We start from the raw sequence: 24,713 nt of genomic DNA, 5'->3' as shown, positions 1-24,713 counted from the left end.
GTTCTGCGACCCATGACCCATCACCGGTCATGGGTCGCATTCGTTTGCGCGCGATTTCGCACGCCGAGTGCGGATATGCCAAGGTAATCCGCCGAAAAACCGAGTAAGTAAGGAGACAACAGACCCATGGTCACCATGAACCGCAACAAAGTTGTCATCGTCGGCACCGGCCAGGTGGGCGCCACCGCCGCGTTCGGCATCGTCACGCACGGCCTGTGCAACGAACTGGTGCTCATCGACCACTTCGCGGCCAAGGCGTTGGGGGAGGCGCATGACCTCGACGACGGCAGCGAATTCCAGGACCGCCACGTCAAGGTGCGCGCCGGCGACTACGCCGACTGCAAGGACGCGGACATCGTGGTCATCACCGTGGGCCGCAAGCCGCCGGCCAACTCCACGCGCCTCGCCGAACTTGGCTTCACGGTCGGACTCGTGGGCGAAGTGGTGGACAACGTCATGGCATCCGGCTTCGACGGCGTGATCGTCATGGTCTCCAACCCGGTGGACGTGATGGCCTGGTACGCCTGGAAACGCTCCGGACTGCCCCGTACGCAGGTGCTCGGCACCGGCACCGCGCTCGACACCTCCCGCCTCAAGACCATCATCGGCGAGGAGACCGGCCTCGACCCGCGCAACGTGGGCGGCTTCGTGATGGGCGAGCATGGCGACTCCCAGTTCACCGCATGGTCCACCGTCTCCCTCGGCGGCAAGCCGTTCGCCCGCTTCCTCGCGGACAACCAAGACCGTTTCGCATCCGTCTCCACCGCCGAGATCGAGGAGAAGACCCGCATGCGCGGCAACGAGATCGTGGCGGCCAAGGGCGGCACGAACTTCGGCATCGCCTCCACCGTGGCCGGCATCGTGCAGACCATCCTGTGGGACGAACGCCGCATCGTGCCCGTCTCCACGCTGCTTGACGGCGAATACGGCGAACACGACGTGTTCCTGGGAGTGCCCACCGAACTGCGCGCCAACGGCGCCAACGAAATCGTCGAACTCGAACTCAACGCCGAGGAACAGGCCAAGCTCCACCACTCCGCCGAGCTGGTCCGCTCCTATTGCGAGGGACTGCTGTGACGGGCGGCAATACCGGCGCAGGCGCCATCGGCTTCGGCGACGCCATGCGTCCTCGACTGCTGGTGGCCGATCTCGACGGCACCCTGCTGCACGACGCCGAGGTGTTCGAGGACCGCGACATCACCGCACACAGCATCGAAACCATCGAACGCGCCCACGACGCCGGCTACCGGTTCGCCATCGCCACCGCCCGCCCGGTCAGCACCGGTCTGCGGTTCGCGAAGCAGCTGCCGGTCGACGCCGTGATCTACCTCAACGGCGCGCTCATCGACTTCGATCCCGCGGCCAACTCCGATTTCGACCTGCTCACCTCCGCCGACCTGCCGGAGGACGGCAGCCTCGTCCAAATCGGCTTCCCGTCGTCCCGCGCCTGCGAGGTCTGCCTGATGCTGCTGGAGCGCATGCCGGACCTGAAGCTCGGCATCGTGATGAACGACGTGCGGTACACCAACTTCGACATCAGCGTGTACTGGAAGACCCAGACCTTCCGTTACACCGACTTTCACGACGTGCCCGACGGCGTGGCGGACAAGATCACCATCTTCCCCGAGGCCGACCAATGGGACGCGCTGCGCCCGCTGATTCCCGGGGACTTCGAGATTTCGATCAGCGAAGGCGTCATGTGGATGCTCATGAATCCCGAAGCCAACAAGGAGCATGCGCTGCGCCTGCTGTGCGAACGCATGGGCGTGGCTCCGGAGGAGACCGTGGCCTTCGGCGACGACCTCATCGACATCGCCATGATGCAGGCGGCCGGTCGGGGTGTGGCCGTGGCCAACGCCAACCCGCAGGTGCTCGCCATCGCCGATGAGATCTGCCCGTCCAACAACGAGGACGGCGTGGCCCAATGGATTGAGGCCCAACTACAGTAGGAGGCATGGTGAACAGTTCCATGCACGATCATGCCGTGGGCGCCCTGCTCGGGCTCGCCATCGGTGACGCACTGGGCATGCCCACGCAAAGCATGTCACCCGCACAGATCCGGGGCGCATACGGCGCCAAGCCGGTAGGCGCATTCGTGGACGCATGTCCGAACCAGCCCATCGCCCCGGACATGCGCGCCGGCTCGGTCACCGACGACACCGAACAGGCGTTGCTGCTGGCCGAACAGCTCATCGACGGCGACGGCGAGCTCGACATCCGCCAATACGCCTACGCGCTGCTCAATTGGGAGGATGACATGCGGGCCAAAGGCTCGCTCGACCTGCTCGGCCCCTCCACCAAGCGCGCGCTCGAACAGTTCAAAGCCGGCGTGGACGTGGAACGGACCGGCATCCTCGGCACCACCAACGGCGGGGCCATGCGCGCCTGCCCCATCGGCATCGCCAACCGGCCCGACCCGCATCTGGCCGAAATCGCCCGCCGCTCCACCATCGTGACGCACAACACCGAACAGGGCCTCGAATCTACGATGCTCGTGGCCGCCGCCGTCAGCTACGGCATCGAAGGCTCCGAACCGGTGGAGGCCATGCTCATGGCCTGCAATTACGTGACCGCCTATCTGGCCATGCGTCGGTTCGAAGGACATGGCGTGGGCCATTGGTCGCCCAAAGCCTCCGTACTGGCACGTACCCGCTGGGCCATCAACTGGGCCCGCGCCCACACCGGTGACGCCTCACCCGACCTCTACGACCATGACATGTTCGCAGAACAGCTGCGCGCCATCATTGGCACCAGCGTTGAGGCCAACGAATCCGTGCCGGCCGCGTTCGCCATCGCCACCCGATATGCCGGCCGTCCCTACGACGCGCTCGTCGTGGCCGCCAACCTCGGCGGAGACACCGACACCATCGCCGCCATGACCGGCGCCATCCTCGGCGCGGTCCATGGAGCGGACGCCTTCCCGGAAGCGATGGCCCGCACGGTCCAGGAAGTCAACGCGCTGGACCTCTCGTCCACGGCCGACCGGTTGCTGGCGCTGTCCGACAGGAGGAACGCATGAGCGTTGGGAACGCGGAACCGCGGCCGTACGAAACGTTGTCGGGGGAGAGCAGCTCGCAAAATGGCGCCGCTCGTGCCGCCGGCCGGGTGATCAGCCTGGGCCAGATGCTCGTGGATCTGACCATGCGCATCGACCGAGTGCCCGAACCGGGCGGCGACGCCTTCGCGGACGAGGCCGTGGCCCGCGTGGGTTCCAGCTTCAACATCCTGCACGCCGTGCGGCAGATGGGGGTCGCGGCCGCACATGGCGGCATCATCGGCACTGGCCCGTGGGCCACGCAGATCCGTGCCGCCCTGTCCGGCGACGGCATCGGACACATCGGTATGACCGATCCGGCCCGTGATTCAGGCATCTGCATCGCCATGACCGACGCCCGCGCCGAACGCACGTTCGTGACGGTGCGTGGTGCCGAAACCCAGGGCGACGAACGCTGCTTCGACGGCATCACGCCTGCGGACGACGACATCGTGCACATCAACGGATACACGTTCGCCCACCCCACGTCACGAGGACTGCTGGCTTTCCTCGAACGATACCGTTCGCACCGGTTCACCACGGTGTTCGACCCGTCGTCCGTGGCGGCCGGTGCCGAGGACAGGCTGCTCGGCGCGATCATCGACCACCGGCCGATCTGGTCGTGCAACTACGAGGAATCACTGGCGTTGGCCCGCAGGCTGGGATTGGGCAACGACTTCCATCGGTATGTCGGACGCTCCGGCATCGAGATCGCCGGTGACGGCGACGATATGCCATCGCCGCTGGGCGACGCCGGACTGATGTGCGCCGCGCTGAGCGAACGGCTGCAGGCTCCGGTGATCGTACGTTCCGGCGCGGCCGGCGCATGGGCGTGCCCCGAAGCGGGGGAGCGTGCCGAACTTGTGCCGTCCACCCATGTGCATGCCGTGGACACCAATGGAGCGGGCGACTGCCATGTGGGCGTGATGAGCGCCGAACTCATCCGCGGCGCGTCCCTGCTGGACGCGGTGCGCGTGGCCAACGTGGCCGCAGCCATTTCCGTGACCCGTCGCGGTCCCGCCACCTGCCCCGAACGCGGCGAAATCGAACCGATGCTGTGACCTTCTCGGCTACCTGGCTCCCTTTGCCGTGGGGAGCCATCGGTCGGCATCGGCCGAGAGACGGCTCCCGGATTGCTGCAGTCTCGCGTTGATCTCGACGGTGTAACCGAGAATGGTCCACCATCACACGCCGTAATTGAACTGTGTTTGAACCGGGCGTATGCTTTGAACCGTTGTTCAAAAAGGAAATTGAACTTCGGTTGGAGGCATGATGAGCGTATCGGTGTTCGCGGAACGTCTGCGCAATGCGATGAACAGCAGGGGACTGAAACAGATCGACTTGGTGCATGCGGCCGAACGCCGTGGCGTCAAAATGGGCAAAAGCCATATCAGCCAGTACGTGTCCGGCAAGACCATGCCGAGGGAGGACGTGCTGTCGTTCCTCGCCGATGAGCTCGACGTGGACGCGAATTGGCTGCGCGGCGAGGAATCTACCCCACAATTGAACCAGGATGCTCCCCGACCAGCGCATGACAACGATGTCACCAGCAATCGTGACAACGATATCATCACCATATCCGGAAGTGAGGCGTTGAAATTGAACCACAATGAACCCGAGGGAATCCATCCCGTCGAAAACGAAATCCCCGCCGGCCGCCGCCGCACCTTCGGTAAGTCCCATAAGCTGGACAACGTGCTCTACGACGTGCGCGGACCGGTGGTGGACGAGGCGGCCCGCATGGAGGCGGACGGCACGCACATCCTGAAATTGAACATCGGCAACCCGGCCCCGTTCGGTTTCCGCACGCCGGACGAGGTCGTCTACGACATGGCGCACCAGCTGACCGACACCGAAGGCTATTCGCCGTCCAAGGGCCTGTTCTCCGCACGCAAGGCCATCATGCAATACGCGCAGCTCAAGAACCTGCCGAACGTCACCATCGACGACATCTACACCGGCAACGGCGTCAGCGAGCTCATCAACCTGTGCATGTCCGCGCTGCTGGACGACGGCGACGAAGTGCTCATCCCCAGCCCCGACTACCCGCTGTGGACCGCCTGCGTGAACCTGGCCGGCGGTACCGCCGTTCACTACGTGTGCGACGAGCAGTCCGAATGGTATCCGGATCTTGACGACATCCGCTCCAAGATCACCGACCGCACGGTGGCCATCGTGCTCATCAACCCGAACAACCCCACCGGCGCGCTCTACCCGAAGGAGGTGCTGCAGGAGATCGTGGAGATCGCGCGCGAGCACCAGCTCATGATCTTCTCCGACGAGATCTACGACCGCCTGGTCATGGACGGTCTCACGCACACGTCCATCGCCTCGCTGGCGCCCGACCTGTTCTGCGTGACGTTCTCCGGCCTGTCCAAGTCGCACATGATCGCCGGCTACCGCGTGGGCTGGATGGTGCTGTCCGGCAACAAGCGCATCGCCAAGGACTACATCGAAGGCCTCAACATGCTGGCGAACATGCGCATCTGCTCGAACGTACCCGCGCAGTCGATCGTACAGACCGCGCTCGGCGGCCATCAGAGCGTCAACGACTACATCGTGCCCGGCGGCCGCCTGTACGAGCAGCGCGAATACATCTACAACGCCATCAATTCGATTCCGGGTCTGACCGCCGTCAAGCCGAAGGCCGCGTTCTACATCTTCCCGAAGATCGACGTGAAGAAGTTCAATATCCGCGACGACGAGCAGTTCGCCCTTGACCTGCTCCACGACGAGCGCATCCTCATCACCCGCGGTGGCGGCTTCAACTGGGGAGAGCCGGACCACTTCCGCATCGTCTACCTGCCGCGTATCGAAGTGCTCAAGGACGCCACCGCCAAGATCGCGAACTTCTTCAGCTATTACTGGCAGGCGTGAGTCGCAAGCGTGATTCGGTGATGGCTTTGCTGGACTGGGGGATGGCTTTTGGCTCCCCTCGCTGAGGGGAGCTGTCGTCGGAGACGACTGAGGGGAGTCTCTGGAGGTTGATCCGTTGACTCCCCTCAGTCCGCTTCGCGGCCAGCTCCCCTCAGAGAGGGGAGCCAGAAAATTTAGTCTTGCCACACCTCTTCCGCGATGGAACGCACCAGGGCGATTTTGGCCCATTGCTGGGATTCGGTCAGGTGGTTGCCTTCCTCGGTGGAGGCGAAGCCGCACTGCGTGGACAGGCACAGGCGCTCGAGAGGCACGTACTGCGCGGCCTCGGCGATACGCGCCTTGATGGCCTCGGGATCCTCAAGCTCCGGCTTCTTCGAGGTGATGAGGCCCAGCACCACCTTCTTGTCTCCGGACACCTTGGCCAGAGGCTCGAAATCGCCGGAACGGTCGTCGTCGAACTCCAGATAGTAGGCGGCCACGTTCTCCTCGCCGAAGAGCACGTCCGCCACCTGGCCGTATCCGCCGGCGGAGAACCACTGCGACTGGTAGTTGCCGCGACAGATATGCGTGGTGACCACCATATCCTCCGGCACGGCGGCGATCACCGCGTTGTTCACGGCGGCGTACTGGCGCTGCACGGTCTTGGCGTCCACGCCGAACACGGTGTCCTTGAAGTCGGCGGACACGAACGCGCCCCACGTGCAGTCGTCGAACTGCAGCGTGCGGCAGCCGGCCTCGTACAGATCGTGCGCCACTTGGATGTAGGCGTCGGCGATGGCCTGGGCCAGCGCATCGTTGTCCTTGTACGGGTTCACGGCCTCCTCGGCGATGCCCTGCTGAAGCACGAACAGCGTTTGGGCGGGGGAGGGCACGGTCTGCTTGGCGATGGTGTTCTCATCCTCCAAGGCCTTGACGAAGCGGTAATGCTCCACGAACGGGTGATTCTCGCCGCTGATCTCGCCGTCCACGCCGGCAGCCTCGACCACGGCGGTGCCGTCCGAACCCTTGAACTGGATGGGAGCGGTGCCACGGCGGACGCCCTGCAGTCCCCACATGAAATCGAGATGCCAGTAGGCGCGGCGGAACTCGCCGTCCGTGATCACATGCAGACCGGCGGCCTTCTGCTTGGCCACCAGTTCGGTGATGGCCTTGTCCTCGACGGCCTTGAGCTCGGCCGCGTCGATGCGGCCCGCCTCGAAGTCGGCGCGTGCGGCCTTGAGCTCGGCCGGGCGCAGGTAGCTGCCCACCACATCCGCGCGGAACGGGGCGTTATGCTGATAGGTCATGTGACTTGCTCCTTTGTCTGTGCGCGGCATGCCGTGGCGCACGATGGTGGTGCGTGATGCGGCATTGCCGGCGATTGCGGTACCGACGTCGGCCCGCGAACGTGCAATCCTTGCGCGAAGCGAACAGACGCATACGTTGGGTACCTTAGCAGCGCGCCGGGCATGCCGCCCGTAGCCGTCTCACGGAATGTGAGGCAGGGGTTCGCCTAATGAACACCGAGCGTCTGCGGCATGATGCGAGTCATGCCTGACGCTTATGTCTGGCGCTGCGATTCAGGTATTTGACCGGAATCGGACGGATCCATACGCTGAAAAGCGATTAATGACTGGGCTAAGCCAGCATTGGCATGGACCGTCCTCGGTCGGCCTCAACGACAACTCCCCGGACAAGGGGAGTTGGGGACAACGCCATGCCAATCCCGGCTGAACGGCCTACGACCTAACGCAGTGAAGCCAACCATGGGGCTGCCTTGAATGGGAGGAACGCAATGTCCGACAATCACAATGACGAATCGCTGTTTGCAGGCACCACAATCGGGGCCACTGACCCTGAGTTCGCAGAGTTTTTCGGCAACTTCGTGGACGATGAGGTACGGCACGAACCCGGTGCGAATCATCCGGACCTGGATGCGCCTACCCGATGGATGGCAATCCTCGCCGCTTTGCTCGGATGCCAGGGCCGGGAAGCCTTCGCACTGGTGACGCCCAAGGCGCTGGAGGCCGGTCTGACGCCGGTCCAGCTCAAGGAGATCGTCTATCAGGCCGCCGCCTACCTCGGTTTCGGCCGTGTGCTGCCGTTCCTCGGCATCGTCAATCGCGTCCTTGCCGATCGCGGCGTGCGCCTGCCGTTGGACGGACAGTCCACCACCACGCCGGAGACTCGTGCCGCCGCCGGCGAGCAGTCGCAGATCGACATCTTCGGCGAGCATATGCGCGGATTCGCGCAATCCGGCCCGGAGGAGACCCGCCATATCAACAAGTGGCTGGCCGACAACTGCTTCGGCGACTACTACACGCGCGGCGGTCTCGACACCCGCCAGCGGGAGATGATCACGTTGTGCTTCCTTGCCGCGCAAGGCGGCTGCGAACCACAGCTGACCGCCCATGCCGCAGCCAACCTGCGTGTGGGCAACGGGAAGGCGTTCCTCATCGCCGTCGTCTCCCAGTGCATGCCCTACCTCGGCTATCCGCGCACGCTCAATGCCATCCGCTGCATCAACGAGGCCGCCGCCAACGCCGCGTGAGGTCTCTGAACACGTGATGGCGTATAGAAAAACTGGCTCCCCTCGCTGAGGGGAGCTGTCAGCGAAGCTGACTGAGGGGAGCACCGACCTATCCGGAAACTCCCTCAGTCTCACTGCGTTCGACAGATCCCCTCAGCGAAGGGAGCCGCAAGAATACGCTAACGCCGCGAACGCGCCAGCGAATCGACGACGCCGATCACCATACCGATGACCGCGGGCGTCAGCCATCCAAGCTCCTTGCTCTGCAGTGGCAGCAGATTCAGCATGGTCTCCAGCCACGGCAGCGATCCTCCGAACACGGCGACCAGCGATGCCACGCACCCGGCGAACGCCACAACACCGACCAGCAGCACTGTCCAGAAATACACGCGCGGGAATCGCGCGGCGAACACATGATGGGTCAGGGCAAGCAACACCAGCACGATCGCCATCGGATACAGCGCCGAAAGCACCGGCACGGATACCTTGATGATGAGGCTCAATCCGGCGTTCGACACCACGAAACTGAATACGGTGAACGCCACCTGCCAAGCCCGGTAGCTCACCTCACGTCCCGCCACAGTGGGGAACTTGGTATGGAAATACGTGGCGCACGTGCAGATCAGACCCGTGCACACATTGAGGCAGGCGATGACGAACACCACGCCCAGAAACGCCGTGCCTTCCGCACCGAACACCGACGACGTGAGATTGGTCAGCACGGTTGCGCCCGTGTCATGCTCCGGATCGATGGCGGCGATCGAGCCGGACACCACGCCCACATAGCTCAACGCGCCATAGATGAGAACGAGCAGCACGCCCGTGCCCAGTCCCGCGAACGCGGTCTCGCGCTGAACCTGCGGTTCGTCCTCGACCCGCAGCGCGCGAACGTTCGCGGAAATCACGATGCCGAAGTACAGCGCCGCCAGAAGATCCATGGTCTGGTAGCCGTCCAGGAATCCGCGCGCCATCTGATTCGACCGGTAATTGCCGGCCGGAACGGCCGCCGTGCCGATGCCATGCACCAGGCAGGCTACGAACAGCACCGCGATGAGCGTCAGCAGCAGCGGTCCCATGAACCGGCCCAGCACCTTGGATAGTTTCTCGGGATGCTGGGCGAACAGGAACGCCAACGTGAAGAACACCAGCGAATAGACGAGTTGCGCGAGCCATGCGGAACCATCCGGCACGAACGGGGCCACCATCATCTCGAACGAGGTGGTGGCCGTACGCGGGATGGCGAAGCACGGGCCGATCGTCAGGATGATGGCGAGCCCGAGCAGCAGCGCGAATCCGGGGGAGACGCGCCCGGCGAGCTTGTCGAAGCCGCCGGCGAACGTCACCGCCAGCACGCCCAGGATCGGCAGGCCCACCGCGGAGACGATGAACCCGATGGCGGCCGGAAGTGTGGCGGCCCCTGCCTGGGCGCCCACGAACGGCGGGAAGATGAGATTGCCCGCACCGAAGAACATCGAGAAGAACGTGAACGTCATCAGCAGACGTTGGCGTGCGGTCAGTCGTGCTAGCGGATTGGGCATGGTGCGGTCATCCCTTCGAACGTCATATGGAACCAGTCGTGAACGTACCAGTCCGGGCAGGCCGAGGTCAAGGCGTCCCGGTCTCTGCGGCATATCCGCACTCACGTTGTGGTCATTTGCGGACATTTGCGGACATCGTGGACGTCGGGTGCCGTCCGAGTCGCCCGAACAAGCGTGGGCAATCGCGTGTGGCCGAAACACGATGCGGTTAGAATGCGGGACTACTTGCCATCCATCGCAGTGTCGGAAGGGGTTTGGGGGATGCCTGCTATTTCACGTCGTGCGCAGGAGGCGCTGTATCCCAGCGTGCGTGAGATGTTCGAGTTGGCGGCCGGAGTGCCGGATACGATTTCGTTCGCCGTGGGGGAGCCCGGTTTCGATACGCCGAAGCCGATGATCGACGTCGCATATCAGGCGGCGATTCATGGCGACACGCATTACACGCCCAATCGTGGCACGGCGGCGCTTCGTGAGGCATGGTGCCGGTATCGCGCGAAGCAGGACGGCACCGACTATGATCCGGCCGGCGAAATCATCGTGACCACCGGAGGCATGGAGGCCGTGTATCTGGCGATGATCGCCACGTTGGACGCCGGAGACGACATCCTCATCCCGGATCCGGGCTATGCGAACTATTTCGGCCAGGCGCAGATGGCGCAGGCGAACGTGGTGCCGGTGCCGTTGTACGAACAGAATGGATTCCGCATGCGGGCCGCGGACGTCGAGGCGGCGATCACGCCACGGACGCGGGCGCTGCTGTTGAACTCACCGTCGAATCCCACCGGAGCCGTCATCGATCCAGATGAGCTGGCCGCCATCGCCGATGTGGCGTGTCGGCACGATTTGTGGGTGATCAGCGACGAGGTGTACCGGGCGTTCGTGTACGATGACCATGTGCGATGTCTGTCCATCGCGGCGATGCCGGGCATGAAGGAGCGTACGATCATCATCGATTCGTTCTCCAAGACCTTCGCCATGACCGGTTGGCGCATCGGTTGCGCGTTCGGGCCGAAGCCCGTCATCGACCAGATGACGGTGATGCAGGAGAACGTCGTCTCCTGTGTGCCGGGTGCGTTGCAATGTGGTGCCGTGGCCGCTCTGGAAGGCGCTGCGGACATCCTGTCCACGATGAAGGCGGCCTATCGGGCGAATCGTGACATGGTGGCCCAGGCGGTGGCCGACATGCCGTTGGTGAGCTGCAATGTACCGGATGGCGCGTTCTACATTCTCATCAATGTCACGGCCACCGGCATGAACGATCATGATTTCGCCGTGCGATTGCTGAATGAGGCCCATGTGGTGGTAACCCCCGCATCCGGCTTCGGCTCGCGCGGCCGAGGATATGTGAGGCTTTCCTACGTCGGCTCCGCCGAGGACACGGCCGAGGGGCTGCGCCGTATGAAGGCATGGCTGGAAAGGCTGTGACGCTTCGACTCTGATTGCGGGAGAAAGCCGCACACATGCGAAAAGGGTTCCAACCATTACGGTTGGAACCCCTTTCAAGACTCACCGATATGCCATAAGGCACATCAGCTCAATCAGTCTCAGGCGTTCACGCGATCGATGCCGGACTGCACGTCGGCCAGCACGGAATCCCAGGACTTGATGAAGGCGGCGACACCGTCGGCCTCCAGCTTGTCGGTGACGTCCTTGAGGTTGATGCCCAGCTCAGCCAGCTTGTTGATGATGGCGTGGGACTCCTCGTAGGTGCCCTCGATGGACGGGGCGCCGTTGCCGTGATCGGCCAGGGCGTTCAGGGTCTTCTCCGGCATGGTGTTGACGATGTGCGGGGCAACCAGCTCGTCGACGTACTTGCAGTCGGAGTAGGCCGGGTTCTTGGTGCCGGTGGAGGCCCACAGCGGACGCTGGACCTTGGCGCCCTTGGCGGCCAGGTCGGCCCAGCGCGGATCCTCGGCGAACTTCTTCTCGAACAGCTCGTAAGCCAGGCGAGCGTTGGCCACGGCGGCCTTGCCCTCCAGAGCCTTGGCCTCATCGGAGCCGTTGGCTTCCAGCAGCTTGTCCACAGCGGTGTCCACGCGGGAGACGAAGAAGGAAGCGACGGAGCCGATGTGCTTCAGGTCGTGGCCGTTGGCGGCGGCCTGGGCGATGCCCTCGATGTAGGCGTCGATGACCTGCTCGTAGCGCTCGAGCGAGAAGATCAGGGTGACGTTGACGGAGATGCCCTTGGCCAGGGTGGCGGTGATGGCCGGCAGACCCTCGAGGGTCGCCGGGATCTTGATCATGGCGTTCGGACGGTTGACCTTCTCCCAGAGCTCGACGGCCTGCTTCTCGGTGGCCTCGGTCTCGTGGGCCAGACGCGGGTCGACCTCGATGGAGACACGGCCGTCGACGAAGTCGGTGGCCTCGGCGATCTCGCGGAAGATGTCGGTGGCGTTGCGCACGTCGGTGGTGGTGAGCTCACGCACGGCGGTCTCGACGTCGACCTTGCCGAGCTCCTTGAGCTGCTCGTCGTACGGGCCGACCTGGCTCAGGGCCTTCTGGAAGATGGACGGGTTGGTGGTGACGCCGACCACGTTCTTGTTGGCGATGAGGTCCTGCAGGGAGCCGGACTCGATGCGGGAGCGGGACAGATCGTCCAGCCAGATGGACACGCCGGAATCGGACGTACGCTGAGTTGCTTCAGTCATATTGTTTTTCTCCTTGTTTAGTGGCTCCCCTCATCGTGGAGGGGAGCCAACAGATTGCTATTGAATTATGAATCGACCAGCGATCAGGCGTTGGCCTCGGCGATGGACGCCTCGGCGGCCTCGACCACGTGCTCGGCGGTGATGCCGAGGTCAATCATGTTCTGAGCGCCGTCACCCTGCAGGCCGAACTGCTCGATGGACACCGGCTTGCCGTAGGTGCCGAGGTACTTGTACCACGGCATGGCCACACCGGCCTCGACGGAGACGCGGGCCTTGACGGAAGCCGGAAGCACGGCCTCCTTGTACTCGGCGTCCTGCTCCTCGAACCACTCCATGGACGGGAAGGAGACCACGCGGGCCTTGACGCCCTTCTCGGCCAGGGTCTTGGCGGCGGCCACGGCCCACTGGACCTCGGAACCGGAGGCCATGATGATGACGTCCGGGGTGCCCTCGGTGTCGACCAGGATGTAGGCGCCCTTCTTGACGCCGTCCTTGGCCTTGGCGGCGGTCTCGGCGAGCACCGGCACGCCCTGACGGGTCAGCACCATGGCGCCCGGCAGCGTGTTCTTCTTCTCGAAGAAGTAACGGTAGGCCTCGGCGGTCTCGAAGGCATCGGCCGGACGGATGACCTCGAGCTGCGGGATGGCGCGGAAGGAGGCCAGGTGCTCGACCGGCTGGTGGGTCGGGCCGTCCTCGCCCACGGCGACGGAGTCGTGGGACCAGATGTACAGGTTCGGGATCTCCATGAGGGCGGCCAGACGGACGGCGGAGCGCTCGTAGTCGGAGAACATGAAGAAGGTGCCGCCGAACGGACGGGTGTGGGAGCCCAGCAGGATGCCGTTGGTGATGCAGCCCATGGTGAACTCGCGCACGCCGAAGTGCAGCTGGCGACCGAACTCGTTGCAGTTCGGCCACTGCTTGGTGGCGCACTCGGCCGGGGCGAAGGTGGCGGCGCCCTTGAGGTCGGTCTTGTTGGAACCACCGAGGTCGGCGGAGCCGCCCCACAGTTCCGGCATGACGGCCGCGATGGCGTTGAGGACGGAGCCGGAGGCGCCACGGGTGGCGACCTTCTTGCCCACCTCGAAGGTGGCCTCGAGGTCGTCCAGGGCCTTGTCGAAGCCTTCCGGCAGCTCGCCGGCCTTCAGACGGTCGTACAGGGCGGCCTTGTCCGGGTTGGCCTTGCGCCAGGCGTCGAACTTCTCGTCCCATTCCTTGTGGGCCTCCAGGCCGCGCTCGGCGACCTTGCGGGCGTGGGCGAGGGCCTCCTCGTCGACGTGGAAGGACTCGGCCGGATCGTAGCCGAGGGCTTCCTTGAGGCCGGCGACGGCCTCGGCACCCAGCTTGGAGCCGTGGGAGGACGGGTCGTTGGTCTTGCCCGGGGTCGGCCAAGCGATCAGGGAGTGGACCTTGATGAGCTTCGGCTGGTCCGGAGCTTCCTTCTCGGCCTTGGCGATGACCTCGGCCAGGCCCTCGATGTCCTCCTTGTAGGAGCCATCGGGCTGGATGAAGCTGAACTCATCGGTGTACCAGCCGTAGGCCTGGAAGCGCTTGAGCACGTCCTCGGCCAGCACCAGGTTGGTGTCGCCCTCGATCTGGATGCGGTTGGCGTCGAAGATCACGGTCAGGTTGCCGAGCTTCTGGTTGGCGGCCAGGGAAGCGGCCTCACCGGAGATGCCCTCCTCGATGTCGCCTTCACCGCAGATGGCCCAGATCTTGTGGTAGAACGGGGACTCCTCCTTCGGGGTCTCCGGGTCGAGCAGGCCGCGCTGGAAACGCTCGCCGTAGGCGAAGCCGATGGCGGAGGCGAAGCCCTGGCCCAGCGGGCCGGTGGTCATCTCGATGCCCGGGGTCAGGCCGTACTCCGGGTGGCCCGGGGTGCGGGTGTCGGCGCCGCCGCGGAAGTGCTTGAGGTCGTCCAGGGTCAGGCCGTAGCCGGAGAAGTACAGCTGAACGTACTGGGTGAGGGATGCGTGACCGCCCGAAAGGATGAAGCGATCGCGGCCTTCCCAGTTGGGATCGTTCGGATCATGCTTGATGAAGTGCTGGTACAGGGTGTAGGCGACGGGCGCCAGGGAGATGGGGGAACCGGGGTGGCCGGAACCGGCATTCTCAACCGCGTCGGCCGACAGGACCTTGGCCATCTTGATGGCGCGCTCGTCCAGTTCGGTCTCCTTGAATTCGGTCATGGATTACTTTCCTTCCAATTGGTCGGGCCGCGTATCCGGCTTGTGCCGAGCGCAAGACGCCCTCACATTGCGTATTCCATGCTAGCGTCGGTTTGCGACGTAGTGATGCAATTTTGGCGTGTTTTGGTAACTTGTGTTCTGTTAGCGTTCACAATTAACGTTTCTTCGCTACGAATGAACGGATTAGCACTCGAAACAGGGGAGTGCTAATACAATAAGTTACGGCGTGTCTTGCCCGCATGACGTAGTCGCGCGTCCGAATCGGCGTTTTCCGCCCGTTCGGCCGTGTACCTGCGCGGGGTGGGCGAACGCGCGCCGGACACGCCATGAACTGTTCGTGAATTCTTGCATATATAAAGGAGGCGCGCATGACGCAATCAAGACGCATGCTGGTGCTGCGCGCCGTGGTGGAGGACTACATTCGCTCTCAGGAGCCGGTCGGATCCACGTCGCTGACCAAGGAACACAATCTGGGTGTGAGCTCCGCCACCGTGCGCAACGACATGGCCGCCCTTGAGGACGAGGGCTATCTGATTCAGCCGCACACCTCGGCCGGCCGCGTGCCCACGGAAAAGGGATACCGGTACTTCGTGGACCGTCTGGCGACGGTGGTCCCGTTGAGCGAGGCGCAACGCCGCGGCATCAACAGCTTCCTCGCCGGGTCGGTGAGCCTGCAGGACGCCCTGCAGCGTTCGGCCCGGCTGCTTTCGGAGATCACCGGCCAGGTGGCCGTCGTGGCCTCGCCGTCGCTGGCCAAGGCCACGTTGCGTCATGTGGAGATGGTGCCCGTGGCGATGGGCACGTTGCTGGCCGTGGTGATCACCGATACCGGTCGCGTGGCGCAGCATGGACTGTCCGTCGCGCCCATGCCCTCGGCCGACAGCATCGCGCGGCTTTCCGGTGCGGTCAACGAGCAGTGCGCCGGGCTGTCGCTGTCGAAATCCGCCGAAACGGTACGTGCGATCGGCGCATCCGCCGGATACGAGGACGTCCGCGGGGTCGCCGAATCGCTGGCGGACGCCTTCGCCTCGATGGCGCTGGACGAACGCGCCAATGAACTGTACATGTCCGGAGCCTCGCGTCTGGCCCACTCCCACTCCCACTCGCTGTCCGATCTGGCGCCCCTGTTCGACGCGCTGGAGGAACAGGTGGTGCTCATGAAGCTCATGAGCAATCTGAGCGAGGAGACGAACGCTGCCGGCGTGGGCGTGTCCATCGGCTCCGAAAGCCATACGCCCGAGCTCCTGCATGCCTCGGTGGTCAGTAGCGGGTACGGCCGGGCGGCCTCGGACCCCGACCAGGGCGATGACGGCTCGGTGCAATCCACGCGGGAGGCCGGCGAGCCGATCGCCTTCGTGGGATCCATCGGACCCACGCACATGGACTACGCCACCACCATGGCCGCGGTCAAGGCGGTGGCCCGTTACCTCACCGCGTTCGTCAGCGAACGGCGGACCCAGGACTGACCGCGGGATATGGCACAATAACCCGCGGACCAAACGAACAAAAGGAACAAGTAAGTGGCAGATTATTACGAGACGCTCGGCGTTGACCGCAATGCCAGCGACGACGAGATCAAGAAGGCCTACCGCAAGCTCAGCCGTAAATACCACCCGGACATCGCGGGCCCGGAGTTCGAGGACAAGTTCAAGGAAGTGAACAACGCCTACGACGTGCTGTCCAACCCGGACAAGCGCCGCATGTACGACTCCGGCGTGGATCCCAATAACCCCAACAGCGGCGCCGGCGGGTTCTCCGGCGGTTTCGGCGACATGGGCGACGTCTTCTCCACGTTCTTCGGCTCGGCGTTCGGCGGCGGCTCGCAGGGTCCCGTCCCGCGCACCCAGCCCGGCCGCGACGCGCTGGCCTCCGCGTCCATCGATCTGAAGACCGCGGTGTTCGGCGGCACCGCCCATGTGAAGATCAACACGTTCTCGCTGTGCCAGGAATGCGGCGGCTCCGGCGCGCAGGGCGGCGCCCAGCCGGTCACCTGCCCGGACTGCCACGGACAGGGCTTCATGCAGAAGGTGGTCCGCACCATGCTGGGCCAGATGATGACCTCCGCGCCCTGCGAACGCTGCGAGGGACACGGCACCATCATCACCAACCCGTGCCCCAGCTGCATGGGCCACGGCCGCGTGCGCGCCACGCGCAACGTGGGCGTGACCGTGCCGGCCGGCATCAACGACAACGCGCGCCTGCGCCTGGCGAACCAGGGCGAGGTGGGCGAAGGCGGCGGTGCCGCCGGAGACCTGTACATCGACGTCCGCATCCGCGCGGACAAGCAGTTCACGCGCGACGGCGACGACCTGCACTGCTGGATCCAGGTGCCGATGAGCTGGGCCGTCCTCGGCCACACGCTCACCATCGACACGTTCGACGGTCCTCAGGACGTCACCATCCCGGCCGGATGCCAGCCGGAGGACACCGTGACCCTCAAGGGCCTGGGCGTCACCAACATCCGCAACAACGACGAACGCGGCAACCTCGTGGCCCACGTGAACGTGCTCATCCCCACCAAGCTCAACGACTCCGAGCGCGGGCTCATCGAGCAGTTCGCTGCCTCCCACGACGCGGACGCCTCGCACGTCTCGCAGGCCTCCAGGCCCCAGACCGGCCAGAAGAAGAGCGGGTTCTTCTCGAAGCTCAAGGACGCTTTGAGCTGAATCTTCCACCCCCTGGCTCCCCTTGTCAGGGGAGCTGTCGGCAGAGCCGACTGAGGGGTAGTCGCAGGAGATTGGTTTTGCGCAAGTTCGCAATTCTCCAATGACTACCCCTCAGTCATCTTCGATGACAGCTCCCCTGACAAGGGGAGCCAAGCAAGGCTCCCTACTTCAGCAGCGAGCGGCACATGGAGCGGTATTCGCTCACGTAACCGCCGCCGAAGAACACGCAGTGGCCGGCGATGGGGTAGAGCTGCCACAGCGTGATGCGCTCCTGCCAGCCGGCCTTCAACGGATGCGCGGACTGGTAGCCCTCCGTGATCTGGCTCAGATAGCTCATGCCGAACAGATGCAGCATGGCCAGATCCTCCTCGCGGTGGCCACCGTGGGCCGCCGGATCGATGAGCACGGCCTCCGAATGGCCGGAATCCGCCGTCCACATCACATTGCCGCTCCACAGGTCGCCGTGGATGCGTGCGGGCTTGTCGTCGGCCGCGCGGCCCATGATGTCCGGCAGCGCGTCGATCACCTTCTCCGTGAGCTCAACGTCGCGCTTGTCCAGTTCGCCGCGGCGTACGCCGAGATCGACCATCGGGCGTAGACGGCCGTCGGCGAAGTAGCTGATCGGGTCGGTCCACTCGCCGGTGTCCATCTTCACCGGATCCTGCAATGGTCCGAAATAGCATGTACCGTCGTAGCCGGCCGGTGCCGAGCCGAAATAGGGCGCCCCGGCGTCGTGCATGCGGGCCAGCGCCGCGCCGAAGTCGAATGCGGCCTTGGCCGTGGGGGAGGAGCTGGACACCCGTTCGATGTCCAGATAGTCCTTGCCCCAGTCGTATACCTCGACCACGCGGGGACCGCCCTGCGCATGCGCCTCGCCGAGCCACTTGAGGCCGCAGCCCTCGCACTCGAAGAATCCCTGCGGCGCGAACGCCCTGCTCTTGCGATACACGGACATAACCGCTCCCTTCAATTCGTCAATATGAGGTGTCCATTGATGGATGTTCGCCTTCATTGTAGAAGGCGTGCAGTTGTTGCGCCCGTTTTCGTTTGCTTAGTGTTGTTCTACGCACCCTTGGGTAGGGTGTTCATGGTCATAACGAATTTGCATGTCAAGAAACCAGAGGGGTTATGAATTTCTTCCAAGCGCTATTCATGGGTTTGGTTCAGGCGCTCACCGAATATCTGCCGGTATCGTCCAGCGCGCACATTCGCATCATCGGCGACCTGATGATCGGCAAGGATCCGGGCGCGGCCTTCACCGCCATCATCCAGCTCGGCACCGAGCTGGCCGTGATCCTGTATTACCGCCGGGACATCATCCGCATTCTCGGTGCGTGGTTCGGTTCGCTCTTCGGCAAGGAGGGCAAGGACCTCAAGAGCCGTCTCGGCGCCCATAATCCGGACACGCAGATGGGCTGGTTCATCATTATCGGCACCATGCCGATCCTCATTGCCGGCCTGCTGTTCAAGGACGCCATCGAGACCACGCTGAGGAACCTGTGGATCACCGTGACCGTGCTTGCCGTCTTCGGCGTGCTGCTGTGGGTGTTCGACGCCCGTTCCAAGCAGGTCAAGACCATGAAGCAGATGACGTGGAAGGATGCGCTGCTGTTCGGCGTGGGCCAGATGCTCGCGCTGATCCCGGGCGTCTCCCGTTCCGGCGGCACCATCACCTTCGGCCGTGCGATGGGCTACACCCGTGAGGCCGCCGTGCGCGTGAGCTTCCTCATGGCCATCCCCGCCGTGTTCGGCGCCGGCATCCTGGAGGCCGTCTCGGCGGTCAAGGACGTGAGCGCCTGCTCCGCGGGCGACGCGGCCTCCTGCACGGCGATCGGCGCGTTCCCCGGCTGGGGTGCCACGCTTGCGGCCACCGTGGTGGCGTTCTTCGTGGGCTACGTGGTGATCATCGGCTTCCTGAAGTTCGTCTCCACGTTCTCCTACAAGGCCTTCGCCATCTACCGCATCGGTCTGGCCGTGGTGGTGGCCCTGCTGCTCATCACCGGCGTGCTGCCGGCCATCGACCCGTCCGTGGCCGCCGCCGCGTAACGCCGGGCGAGTCGAGCGCAGATCCATAAACGTATATACGATTATACGATTAAGGGGCATCTCCTGATATGGGAGATGCCCCTTTACGTTTGTCCTGTTGCCGTGCGTTTCGTCGTCGATGATCATTGATCGGAACCGCGATGCGGCGCCTCCGGAAGACATATGCGTCGGCGGTTCACTCGCCCATCTGCCTCAGGAACGCCTCGGCCTCGCGCACCAGCTGTTCGCACTGCGGCGTGCCCAGGCCGGCTTCCTCGTCCGCCTTGCACTTGAGGTCGTAGTCGCGCTCCAGGTGCTCCACGTATTCGCCCAGCTGGTCGTTGCAACGCACCAGCACGGAGGCCTGCGCCTTCCACTGCTCGGCCTTGCGCCTGAGCTCAGTCGTGTCGAACGTGAAGCCGATGCGCTTGCCCAGCGCGTCCAGCAGACGCATGGTGCCGGCCGCGCAATCGTCGCTGCCCAGGTACTGCGGGATGGAGACCCACATGGATGCGTGGGCGAAGCCGCGATCGGCGGCCGCCATATCCAGCACGGTGGGGATGCCGACCGGGCCGTTGTACTCGCGGTCGCATTCGCACTGGCTCTCGCCGTCGCTCACGGCGACAGGCAACGGCCGGGCATGCGGACAGTCGGAGAACATGGCACCCATCGTGACCACCTGCGAGACGTCCAGCTCCTCGGCGATGTGCAGGCTCTGGCTGCAGTACTCCATCCAACGGTAGTTCGGTTCCGGGGCTATCTGCGCGTAGAGATGGCGTCGGGCGTCCAGCGTGATGTCGTAGAACGTGGTCTGCGGCCACACCAGGTTCGCGCGGCCGGAAACGTGGCACAGCATCGGACGGGCCACCTGATAGTCGTAGAACCCATCGCAGTCGATATGCCGGATCTCGCGGGACTCGTACCGCTTGACCAGATAACGGACCACGTTCGTGGCGGCCTGACAGGCGTCGTTCCAACCTTCGAACGCGGCGATCATCACCGGTCCCTGGACGTTCGCTTCTTCACTCATACTTCAAGGGTAACGTGGGGAAACGCCCTTGCGCGCCGGCTTCAGCCATCAGCGAGCGGGGCCATGACCCGTCGAAAACCCAGCTACCACAAGGCGACACGCCGTGACTGGACGGACTGGAGACATGTGTGTATAGTAATCACTCGTGCTTCGGCGAGACACCTTCCTGGTGACTGCCGGACAGACACACGCGGACATAGCTTAGTTGGTAAAGCGCAACCTTGCCAAGGTTGAGACCGCGGGTTCGAGTCCCGTTGTCCGCTCTAGGTCCGACGAGTTGACAGACCTTACGGTGGGTTAGCCAAGCGGTTAGGCAGCGGCCTGCAAAGCCGTATAGACGAGTTCGACTCTCGTACCCACCTCTCAGGACCGCGGAGCAATCCTCGGATTGAGAAGCGGACCCGGGCGGTTGGCGCAGAGGTAGCGCACTTCCCTGACACGGAAGGGGTCACAAGTTCGAATCTTGTATCGCCCACACAGACAGATTCGTTCTGTTGACAATAACTGAACACCGATTGATTTCGGGCGATTGGCGCAGCGGCTAGCGCACTTCGTTCACACCGAAGGGGTCGTAGGTTCGATTCCTACATCGCCCACTGGAATCCGATTCTCACGTCGGAATCTCTGCGGACATAGCTTAGTTGGTAAAGCGCAACCTTGCCAAGGTTGAGACCGCGGGTTCGAGTCCCGTTGTCCGCTCTAGGTAAAGCCTCACCACAGCGGTGAGGCTTTTTCGTTACCGCACTTGCTGCATCACTTGTATCCGTCCCACAATGGCGAAGGGAACAGCGTCTTTTCGCATTCGCTCCACATCTCACGTAAGCTGGAGTTCGGTTCCCTCAGCCAGCGTAACTGCACGCCGTCCATGGCGCAATGGCATGCGTGAATGGTTGAGATAAGATCCACGCCGTCTGGCAGCAGCCATTCGACGCCAGCGTCGCCGGCGGTGGTTATGGCTTCTCTGCGACTGAAGTAATCGTGCGCGGGATGGGATGGGTTCAGGCTTTCCACAGACAACATCGCAAACATGCGCACATAATTGGGCCGTGACTCGTTGATCGCGGCATTGAGCCGGAAGTAGTCGGGGAGTAGGGGAGGATGTGCTCGCCGTTCCTCTTGGCTCATGGCGTTCAATCGATCCTGATAATCCAGGAGCTCCTGTGGGCGGTCATAGCGTTGTTCGATGAGCATGCTCATCAGTGTCTGTTTGTTTTTGATGTAGTACAGAAGATTTTGTTTGCTCATGCCAGTGGCTTCGCCTATGCGCTCGAGCGAAGTGCCGTAATACCCGTATGCGCCGATGAGCTCTGTTGCCGCATTGAGTATGGAGTCGATTTTCTCGTTGCGTTTGGTCATGGTCAAGTCGTACTCCCGATTGTGCTGTATCGAATTCTGTAGTGCTTCTGCTCGGCACCGTTTCCCATCATACATTTTTGACCTTCTGGTAAACACGCCGGTATTGCAATTTTTTACCGTTCGGTATATTTTTTACCTAACGGTAAGTTTTACCGTTAGGTAAAAAAGATGGGTCACGTTTCGCGTCGCAAAGGAGGGCGCATCATCATGACGAAAGCAACCGAACCGCAAGAACCAAGAGATGCGGCACATGCCAGAGCGCACAACATTCAGGAGACCAGCGAGGCGATGTCGGAACCAGGCATGACAGTGCTGCAGCGCATCCGTTTCCTTATAGGCTTCCTGTTGTGTGGCATACTCTGGTATGCACCATTCGCGGCCGTTATCGGCATTCTGTTACCACAGCGTTTCCTTGACGATGGGGTGGCGGATCCCACCGCATTGGTTGCGCAGCTTAACTCGATCGGTGCATTCGTGGCGTTGTTCGCCAACCTTCTGTGGGGCACTTTATCTGACCGCTCCCGTTCCCGCTTTGGCAGACGCACTCCCTTCATCGTAGTGGGCGCCGTCTTGGCCGGCCTGTTCCTGTGGCTGACTTCCGTAGTGAACGGCGCTCCGCTGATTATTCTCTGTTGGTGCGGGGCCCAGCTGTTCCTCAATATGCTGTTGGCGCCGTTCTTCGCAGTGCTGTCCGATCGCATACCGGAAAACAACCGTGCCAGTATGTCCGCCATCTACGGCCTTGGTGTCACCATCGGGCAATCCGTCGGCCAAATTCTCAGCGCCGCGCTGCTCACCAATGTGGCGTTCGGCATCCTTCTGGCCAGCGTCTGTCTGGCGATTTGCGGCCTGCTTACCGTAATCGTCTGGCCGAAGGAGCCGTCTGCCGCGAGTCTGCCGGCAGCTCAACGGGGGCAGGGCGTCTTCTCGGTGATCAGGGCGTTCACACCGCCGACCAAGAATTGTCGTGATTTTTACCTTGCCTTGTTCGGCAGGCTGCTAATCACGATCTCGATCTACATGATCGTCAACTATCAGCTGTATATATTCCGCGAGTACATCGGATTGGATACCGCCCAAGCCAGCGCCTCTCTTTCGGTGGCCGCAGTGATCATCATGGTCGCATCGCTGGTCGCATCGGCGATCGCCGGTCCGCTCTCCGACTTCCTGCACCGTCGCAAGCCTCTTGTGATCGCATGTGCGTTGATCATTGCGTTCGGATTCCTGATCCCGGCGATGATTCCCAGCGTATGGGGCATGTATGTGTGGGCCGCATTCCACGGGTTCGGCGTCGGCGTCTACAACGCATGCGACCAGGCATTGAACGTCGACGTGCTGCCGAACAAGGAGGAAGCCGGCAAGGATCTCGGCATTCTGAATCTGTCCAACACCGTTGGGCAGATGATCGGACCGGTCGCCACGTCGATGATCGTCATCGTTTTCGGCAGCTATCGTCTGGCCTTCCTCATCGGCGCGATCGTCCTTGCGTGTTCGTGCGTGTTCATCGGACTTATTCGCAAGGCCAAGTAGCTCCGGCGGCACTTGCCGACTCTCGGGCTCCGCGCTATCGGCGCATTATTCAATTTCAATTTCACAGGTTTCCGTTAGGAGAACGATCATGACCACCATTCACGACCTCACGCTCGAAGACAAAGCCGCACTCACTTCAGGTGCGGACGCCTGGCATCTTCAGGGGATTCCGGACAAAGACATTCCCGGATATATGATCACCGATGGACCGCACGGCCTGCGCAAGATGCGCGACGGCGGCCAATACTACGACACCGTGCCTGCCACCTGCTTCCCGCCGGCTGCCGGTCTGGCCAACGCATGGAACCCCGAATTGGCACGCCGGGTCGGCGTCGCGATGGGTGAGGAGTGCGTGCAGGAGAAGGTCGCCGTCATTCTGGGTCCGGGAATCAACATCAAACGCAACCCCCTCGGAGGCCGCTGTTTCGAATACTGGTCCGAAGACCCATGTCTGGCAGCTCATCAGGCCGCAGCGCTCGTCGAAGGCGTGCAATCACAGGGCGTAGGCACCTCGTTGAAGCACTTCGCCGCCAATAATCAGGAAACCGACCGTATGCGCGTCTCGGTGCGTGTCAGCGAACGGGCGCTCCGGGAGATTTACCTTTCCGCATTCGAATATGTCGTCAAACATGCCGATCCCTGGACGATCATGTGCTCCTACAACCGTATCAACGATGTGTACTCGTCGGAGAATACGTGGCTGCTCACCGACGTGCTGCGTAACGAATGGGGGTATCGGGGTCTGGTGATGAGTGATTGGGGAGCGGTGCACGACCGTGTTGCCTCGATCAAGGCCGGTCTGAACTTGGAAATGCCGCCATCCGACACCGATGAGGATGTGGTGATCGCCGTACGCGATGGACTGCTGGATGAGACACAGCTCGACAATATGGCGAACGGCGTGCTGTCTTTGCTCGATAAAGTCCGTCCGGCGATGGAGCGTGAAGGATTCGTCTACGATGCCGCCGCGCATGATCGGCTTGCACGACGCGCGGCTCAGGAATCCATTGTGTTGTTGAAAAACGAGAACGGGATACTGCCATTGTCCGCGGACGACCATATTGCGGTCATCGGCGAATTCGCACGTACGCCACGCTACCAAGGTGGTGGCTCGTCGCATATCACGCCGACCCGGTTGACATCATTCCTTGACTCCCTGCATGGCCGTGGCATCAATGCTGTTTTTGGAGGCTTCTGCTGTTTTCGTGGGTTAGGTTGCTGGTGTTGGTAGTTGGATGTTGAGTCCGCCGCATCTGAGCATGACGAGGCTGATGAGGTTGGTGACGTGGTGGAAGCCGTAGGCCATGCGGATGG

General features: G+C 63.1%; 18 protein-coding genes, 5 tRNA genes and 1 pseudogene. 17 read left to right on the top strand and 7 right to left on the bottom strand.

Annotated elements, in window-relative coordinates; genetic code table 11:
- The first annotated feature begins 126 nt into the window (after positions 1–126).
- From KIH81_RS08190 to KIH81_RS08170, 5 genes are all read left to right on the top strand, one after another.
- The gene (locus KIH81_RS08190) at positions 127–1,077 is read left to right on the top strand and encodes an L-lactate dehydrogenase (protein WP_109056060.1); all 951 of its coding nucleotides are present in this window, start codon (positions 127–129) and stop codon (positions 1,075–1,077) included.
- Between the two features lie 44 nt (positions 1,078–1,121).
- The gene (locus KIH81_RS08185; RefSeq protein ID WP_214304972.1) at positions 1,122–1,949 is read left to right on the top strand and encodes an HAD family hydrolase; all 828 of its coding nucleotides are present in this window, start codon (positions 1,122–1,124) and stop codon (positions 1,947–1,949) included.
- Positions 1,950–1,954: 5 nt separating this feature from the next.
- Positions 1,955–3,019 (top strand): ADP-ribosylglycohydrolase family protein, encoded by a 1,065-nt coding sequence (locus KIH81_RS08180; RefSeq protein ID WP_214304913.1) that lies wholly within the window; start codon positions 1,955–1,957, stop codon positions 3,017–3,019.
- The gene (locus KIH81_RS08175) at positions 3,016–4,095 is read left to right on the top strand and encodes a PfkB family carbohydrate kinase (RefSeq protein ID WP_214304912.1); all 1,080 of its coding nucleotides are present in this window, start codon (positions 3,016–3,018) and stop codon (positions 4,093–4,095) included. The genes KIH81_RS08180 and KIH81_RS08175 overlap by 4 nt, the downstream gene beginning before the upstream one ends.
- A gap of 211 nt (positions 4,096–4,306) precedes the next feature.
- Positions 4,307–5,911 (top strand): aminotransferase class I/II-fold pyridoxal phosphate-dependent enzyme, encoded by a 1,605-nt coding sequence (locus KIH81_RS08170; RefSeq protein ID WP_214304971.1) that lies wholly within the window; start codon positions 4,307–4,309, stop codon positions 5,909–5,911.
- Positions 5,912–6,084: 173 nt separating this feature from the next.
- On the opposite strand, the gene KIH81_RS08165 is transcribed toward KIH81_RS08170, so the two are convergent.
- Positions 6,085–7,197, bottom strand: a complete 1,113-nt coding sequence (locus tag KIH81_RS08165) for a 5-methyltetrahydropteroyltriglutamate--homocysteine S-methyltransferase (protein WP_214304911.1) — start codon at positions 7,195–7,197, stop codon at positions 6,085–6,087.
- 488 nt (positions 7,198–7,685) lie between these two features.
- On the opposite strand from KIH81_RS08165, the gene KIH81_RS08160 reads away from it, so the two are divergent.
- Positions 7,686–8,441: a carboxymuconolactone decarboxylase family protein gene (locus KIH81_RS08160; RefSeq protein ID WP_214304910.1), complete on the top strand. Its 756-nt coding sequence runs from the start codon at positions 7,686–7,688 to the stop codon at positions 8,439–8,441.
- A 158-nt stretch (positions 8,442–8,599) separates the two neighbouring features.
- Here the strand turns inward: KIH81_RS08160 and brnQ are convergent, their stop codons facing one another.
- Positions 8,600–9,958 carry a branched-chain amino acid transport system II carrier protein gene (gene brnQ / locus KIH81_RS08155; protein WP_214304909.1) on the bottom strand — a complete coding sequence of 453 codons (1,359 nt, stop codon included), beginning with the start codon at positions 9,956–9,958 and terminating at the stop codon, positions 8,600–8,602.
- Between the two features lie 261 nt (positions 9,959–10,219).
- Here brnQ and KIH81_RS08150 point away from each other — a divergent pair, with 261 nt between their 5' ends.
- Positions 10,220–11,383: a pyridoxal phosphate-dependent aminotransferase gene (locus KIH81_RS08150; protein WP_214304908.1), complete on the top strand. Its 1,164-nt coding sequence runs from the start codon at positions 10,220–10,222 to the stop codon at positions 11,381–11,383.
- 119 nt (positions 11,384–11,502) lie between these two features.
- Here KIH81_RS08150 and tal read toward each other — a convergent pair whose 3' ends face one another.
- Both tal and tkt read right to left on the bottom strand, forming a co-directional pair.
- A complete protein-coding gene (gene tal, locus KIH81_RS08145; RefSeq protein WP_214304907.1) occupies positions 11,503–12,606 on the bottom strand; it encodes a transaldolase in 1,104 nt (367 codons plus the stop codon).
- Between the two features lie 83 nt (positions 12,607–12,689).
- Positions 12,690–14,792, bottom strand: coding sequence for a transketolase (gene tkt, locus KIH81_RS08140; protein ID WP_214304906.1), 2,103 nt, complete (start codon positions 14,790–14,792; stop codon positions 12,690–12,692).
- A 368-nt stretch (positions 14,793–15,160) separates the two neighbouring features.
- Between tkt and hrcA the strand changes: the two genes are divergently transcribed.
- Together hrcA and dnaJ are read left to right on the top strand one after the other, a co-directional pair.
- Positions 15,161–16,258 (top strand): heat-inducible transcriptional repressor HrcA, encoded by a 1,098-nt coding sequence (gene hrcA / locus KIH81_RS08135; RefSeq protein WP_214304905.1) that lies wholly within the window; start codon positions 15,161–15,163, stop codon positions 16,256–16,258.
- A gap of 54 nt (positions 16,259–16,312) precedes the next feature.
- Positions 16,313–17,458 carry a molecular chaperone DnaJ gene (gene dnaJ, locus KIH81_RS08130; RefSeq protein ID WP_214304904.1) on the top strand — a complete coding sequence of 382 codons (1,146 nt, stop codon included), beginning with the start codon at positions 16,313–16,315 and terminating at the stop codon, positions 17,456–17,458.
- Positions 17,459–17,621: 163 nt separating this feature from the next.
- Here the strand turns inward: dnaJ and KIH81_RS08125 are convergent, their stop codons facing one another.
- Positions 17,622–18,413 (bottom strand): fructosamine kinase family protein, encoded by a 792-nt coding sequence (locus tag KIH81_RS08125; protein ID WP_214304903.1) that lies wholly within the window; start codon positions 18,411–18,413, stop codon positions 17,622–17,624.
- 173 nt (positions 18,414–18,586) lie between these two features.
- On the opposite strand from KIH81_RS08125, the gene KIH81_RS08120 reads away from it, so the two are divergent.
- A complete protein-coding gene (locus tag KIH81_RS08120) occupies positions 18,587–19,504 on the top strand; it encodes an undecaprenyl-diphosphate phosphatase (RefSeq protein WP_214304902.1) in 918 nt (305 codons plus the stop codon).
- 175 nt (positions 19,505–19,679) lie between these two features.
- On the opposite strand, the gene KIH81_RS08115 is transcribed toward KIH81_RS08120, so the two are convergent.
- Positions 19,680–20,513, bottom strand: a complete 834-nt coding sequence (locus KIH81_RS08115; protein ID WP_214304901.1) for a PAC2 family protein — start codon at positions 20,511–20,513, stop codon at positions 19,680–19,682.
- Between the two features lie 190 nt (positions 20,514–20,703).
- On the opposite strand from KIH81_RS08115, the gene KIH81_RS08110 reads away from it, so the two are divergent.
- The 5 genes from KIH81_RS08110 to KIH81_RS08090 all read left to right on the top strand — a co-directional run bounded on the left by KIH81_RS08110 (position 20,704) and on the right by KIH81_RS08090 (position 21,212).
- Positions 20,704–20,776: transfer RNA gene (locus tag KIH81_RS08110), tRNA-Gly, on the top strand.
- A gap of 28 nt (positions 20,777–20,804) precedes the next feature.
- Positions 20,805–20,875, top strand: a tRNA-Cys gene (locus KIH81_RS08105).
- A gap of 41 nt (positions 20,876–20,916) precedes the next feature.
- Positions 20,917–20,988, top strand: a tRNA-Val gene (locus KIH81_RS08100).
- Positions 20,989–21,036: 48 nt separating this feature from the next.
- Positions 21,037–21,109 (top strand) — tRNA-Val (locus KIH81_RS08095).
- Positions 21,110–21,139: 30 nt separating this feature from the next.
- Positions 21,140–21,212: transfer RNA gene (locus tag KIH81_RS08090), tRNA-Gly, on the top strand.
- 54 nt (positions 21,213–21,266) lie between these two features.
- On the opposite strand, the gene KIH81_RS08085 is transcribed toward KIH81_RS08090, so the two are convergent.
- The gene (locus KIH81_RS08085; protein WP_214304900.1) at positions 21,267–21,869 is read right to left on the bottom strand and encodes a TetR/AcrR family transcriptional regulator; all 603 of its coding nucleotides are present in this window, start codon (positions 21,867–21,869) and stop codon (positions 21,267–21,269) included.
- Positions 21,870–22,076: 207 nt separating this feature from the next.
- On the opposite strand from KIH81_RS08085, the gene KIH81_RS08080 reads away from it, so the two are divergent.
- Positions 22,077–23,399, top strand: coding sequence for an MFS transporter (locus KIH81_RS08080; protein WP_214304899.1), 1,323 nt, complete (start codon positions 22,077–22,079; stop codon positions 23,397–23,399).
- A gap of 88 nt (positions 23,400–23,487) precedes the next feature.
- Positions 23,488–24,585: pseudogene (locus tag KIH81_RS08075) on the top strand (glycoside hydrolase family 3 N-terminal domain-containing protein); the annotation flags it as partial.
- Positions 24,586–24,713: the final 128 nt, after the last annotated feature.

It is taken from the genome of Bifidobacterium miconisargentati (assembly GCF_019331675.1).
Taxonomy (GTDB): domain Bacteria; phylum Actinomycetota; class Actinomycetes; order Actinomycetales; family Bifidobacteriaceae; genus Bifidobacterium; species Bifidobacterium miconisargentati.
The sequence above is the reverse complement of the archived record's forward strand: the minus strand, read 5'-3'. Positions and strand labels throughout refer to the sequence as shown.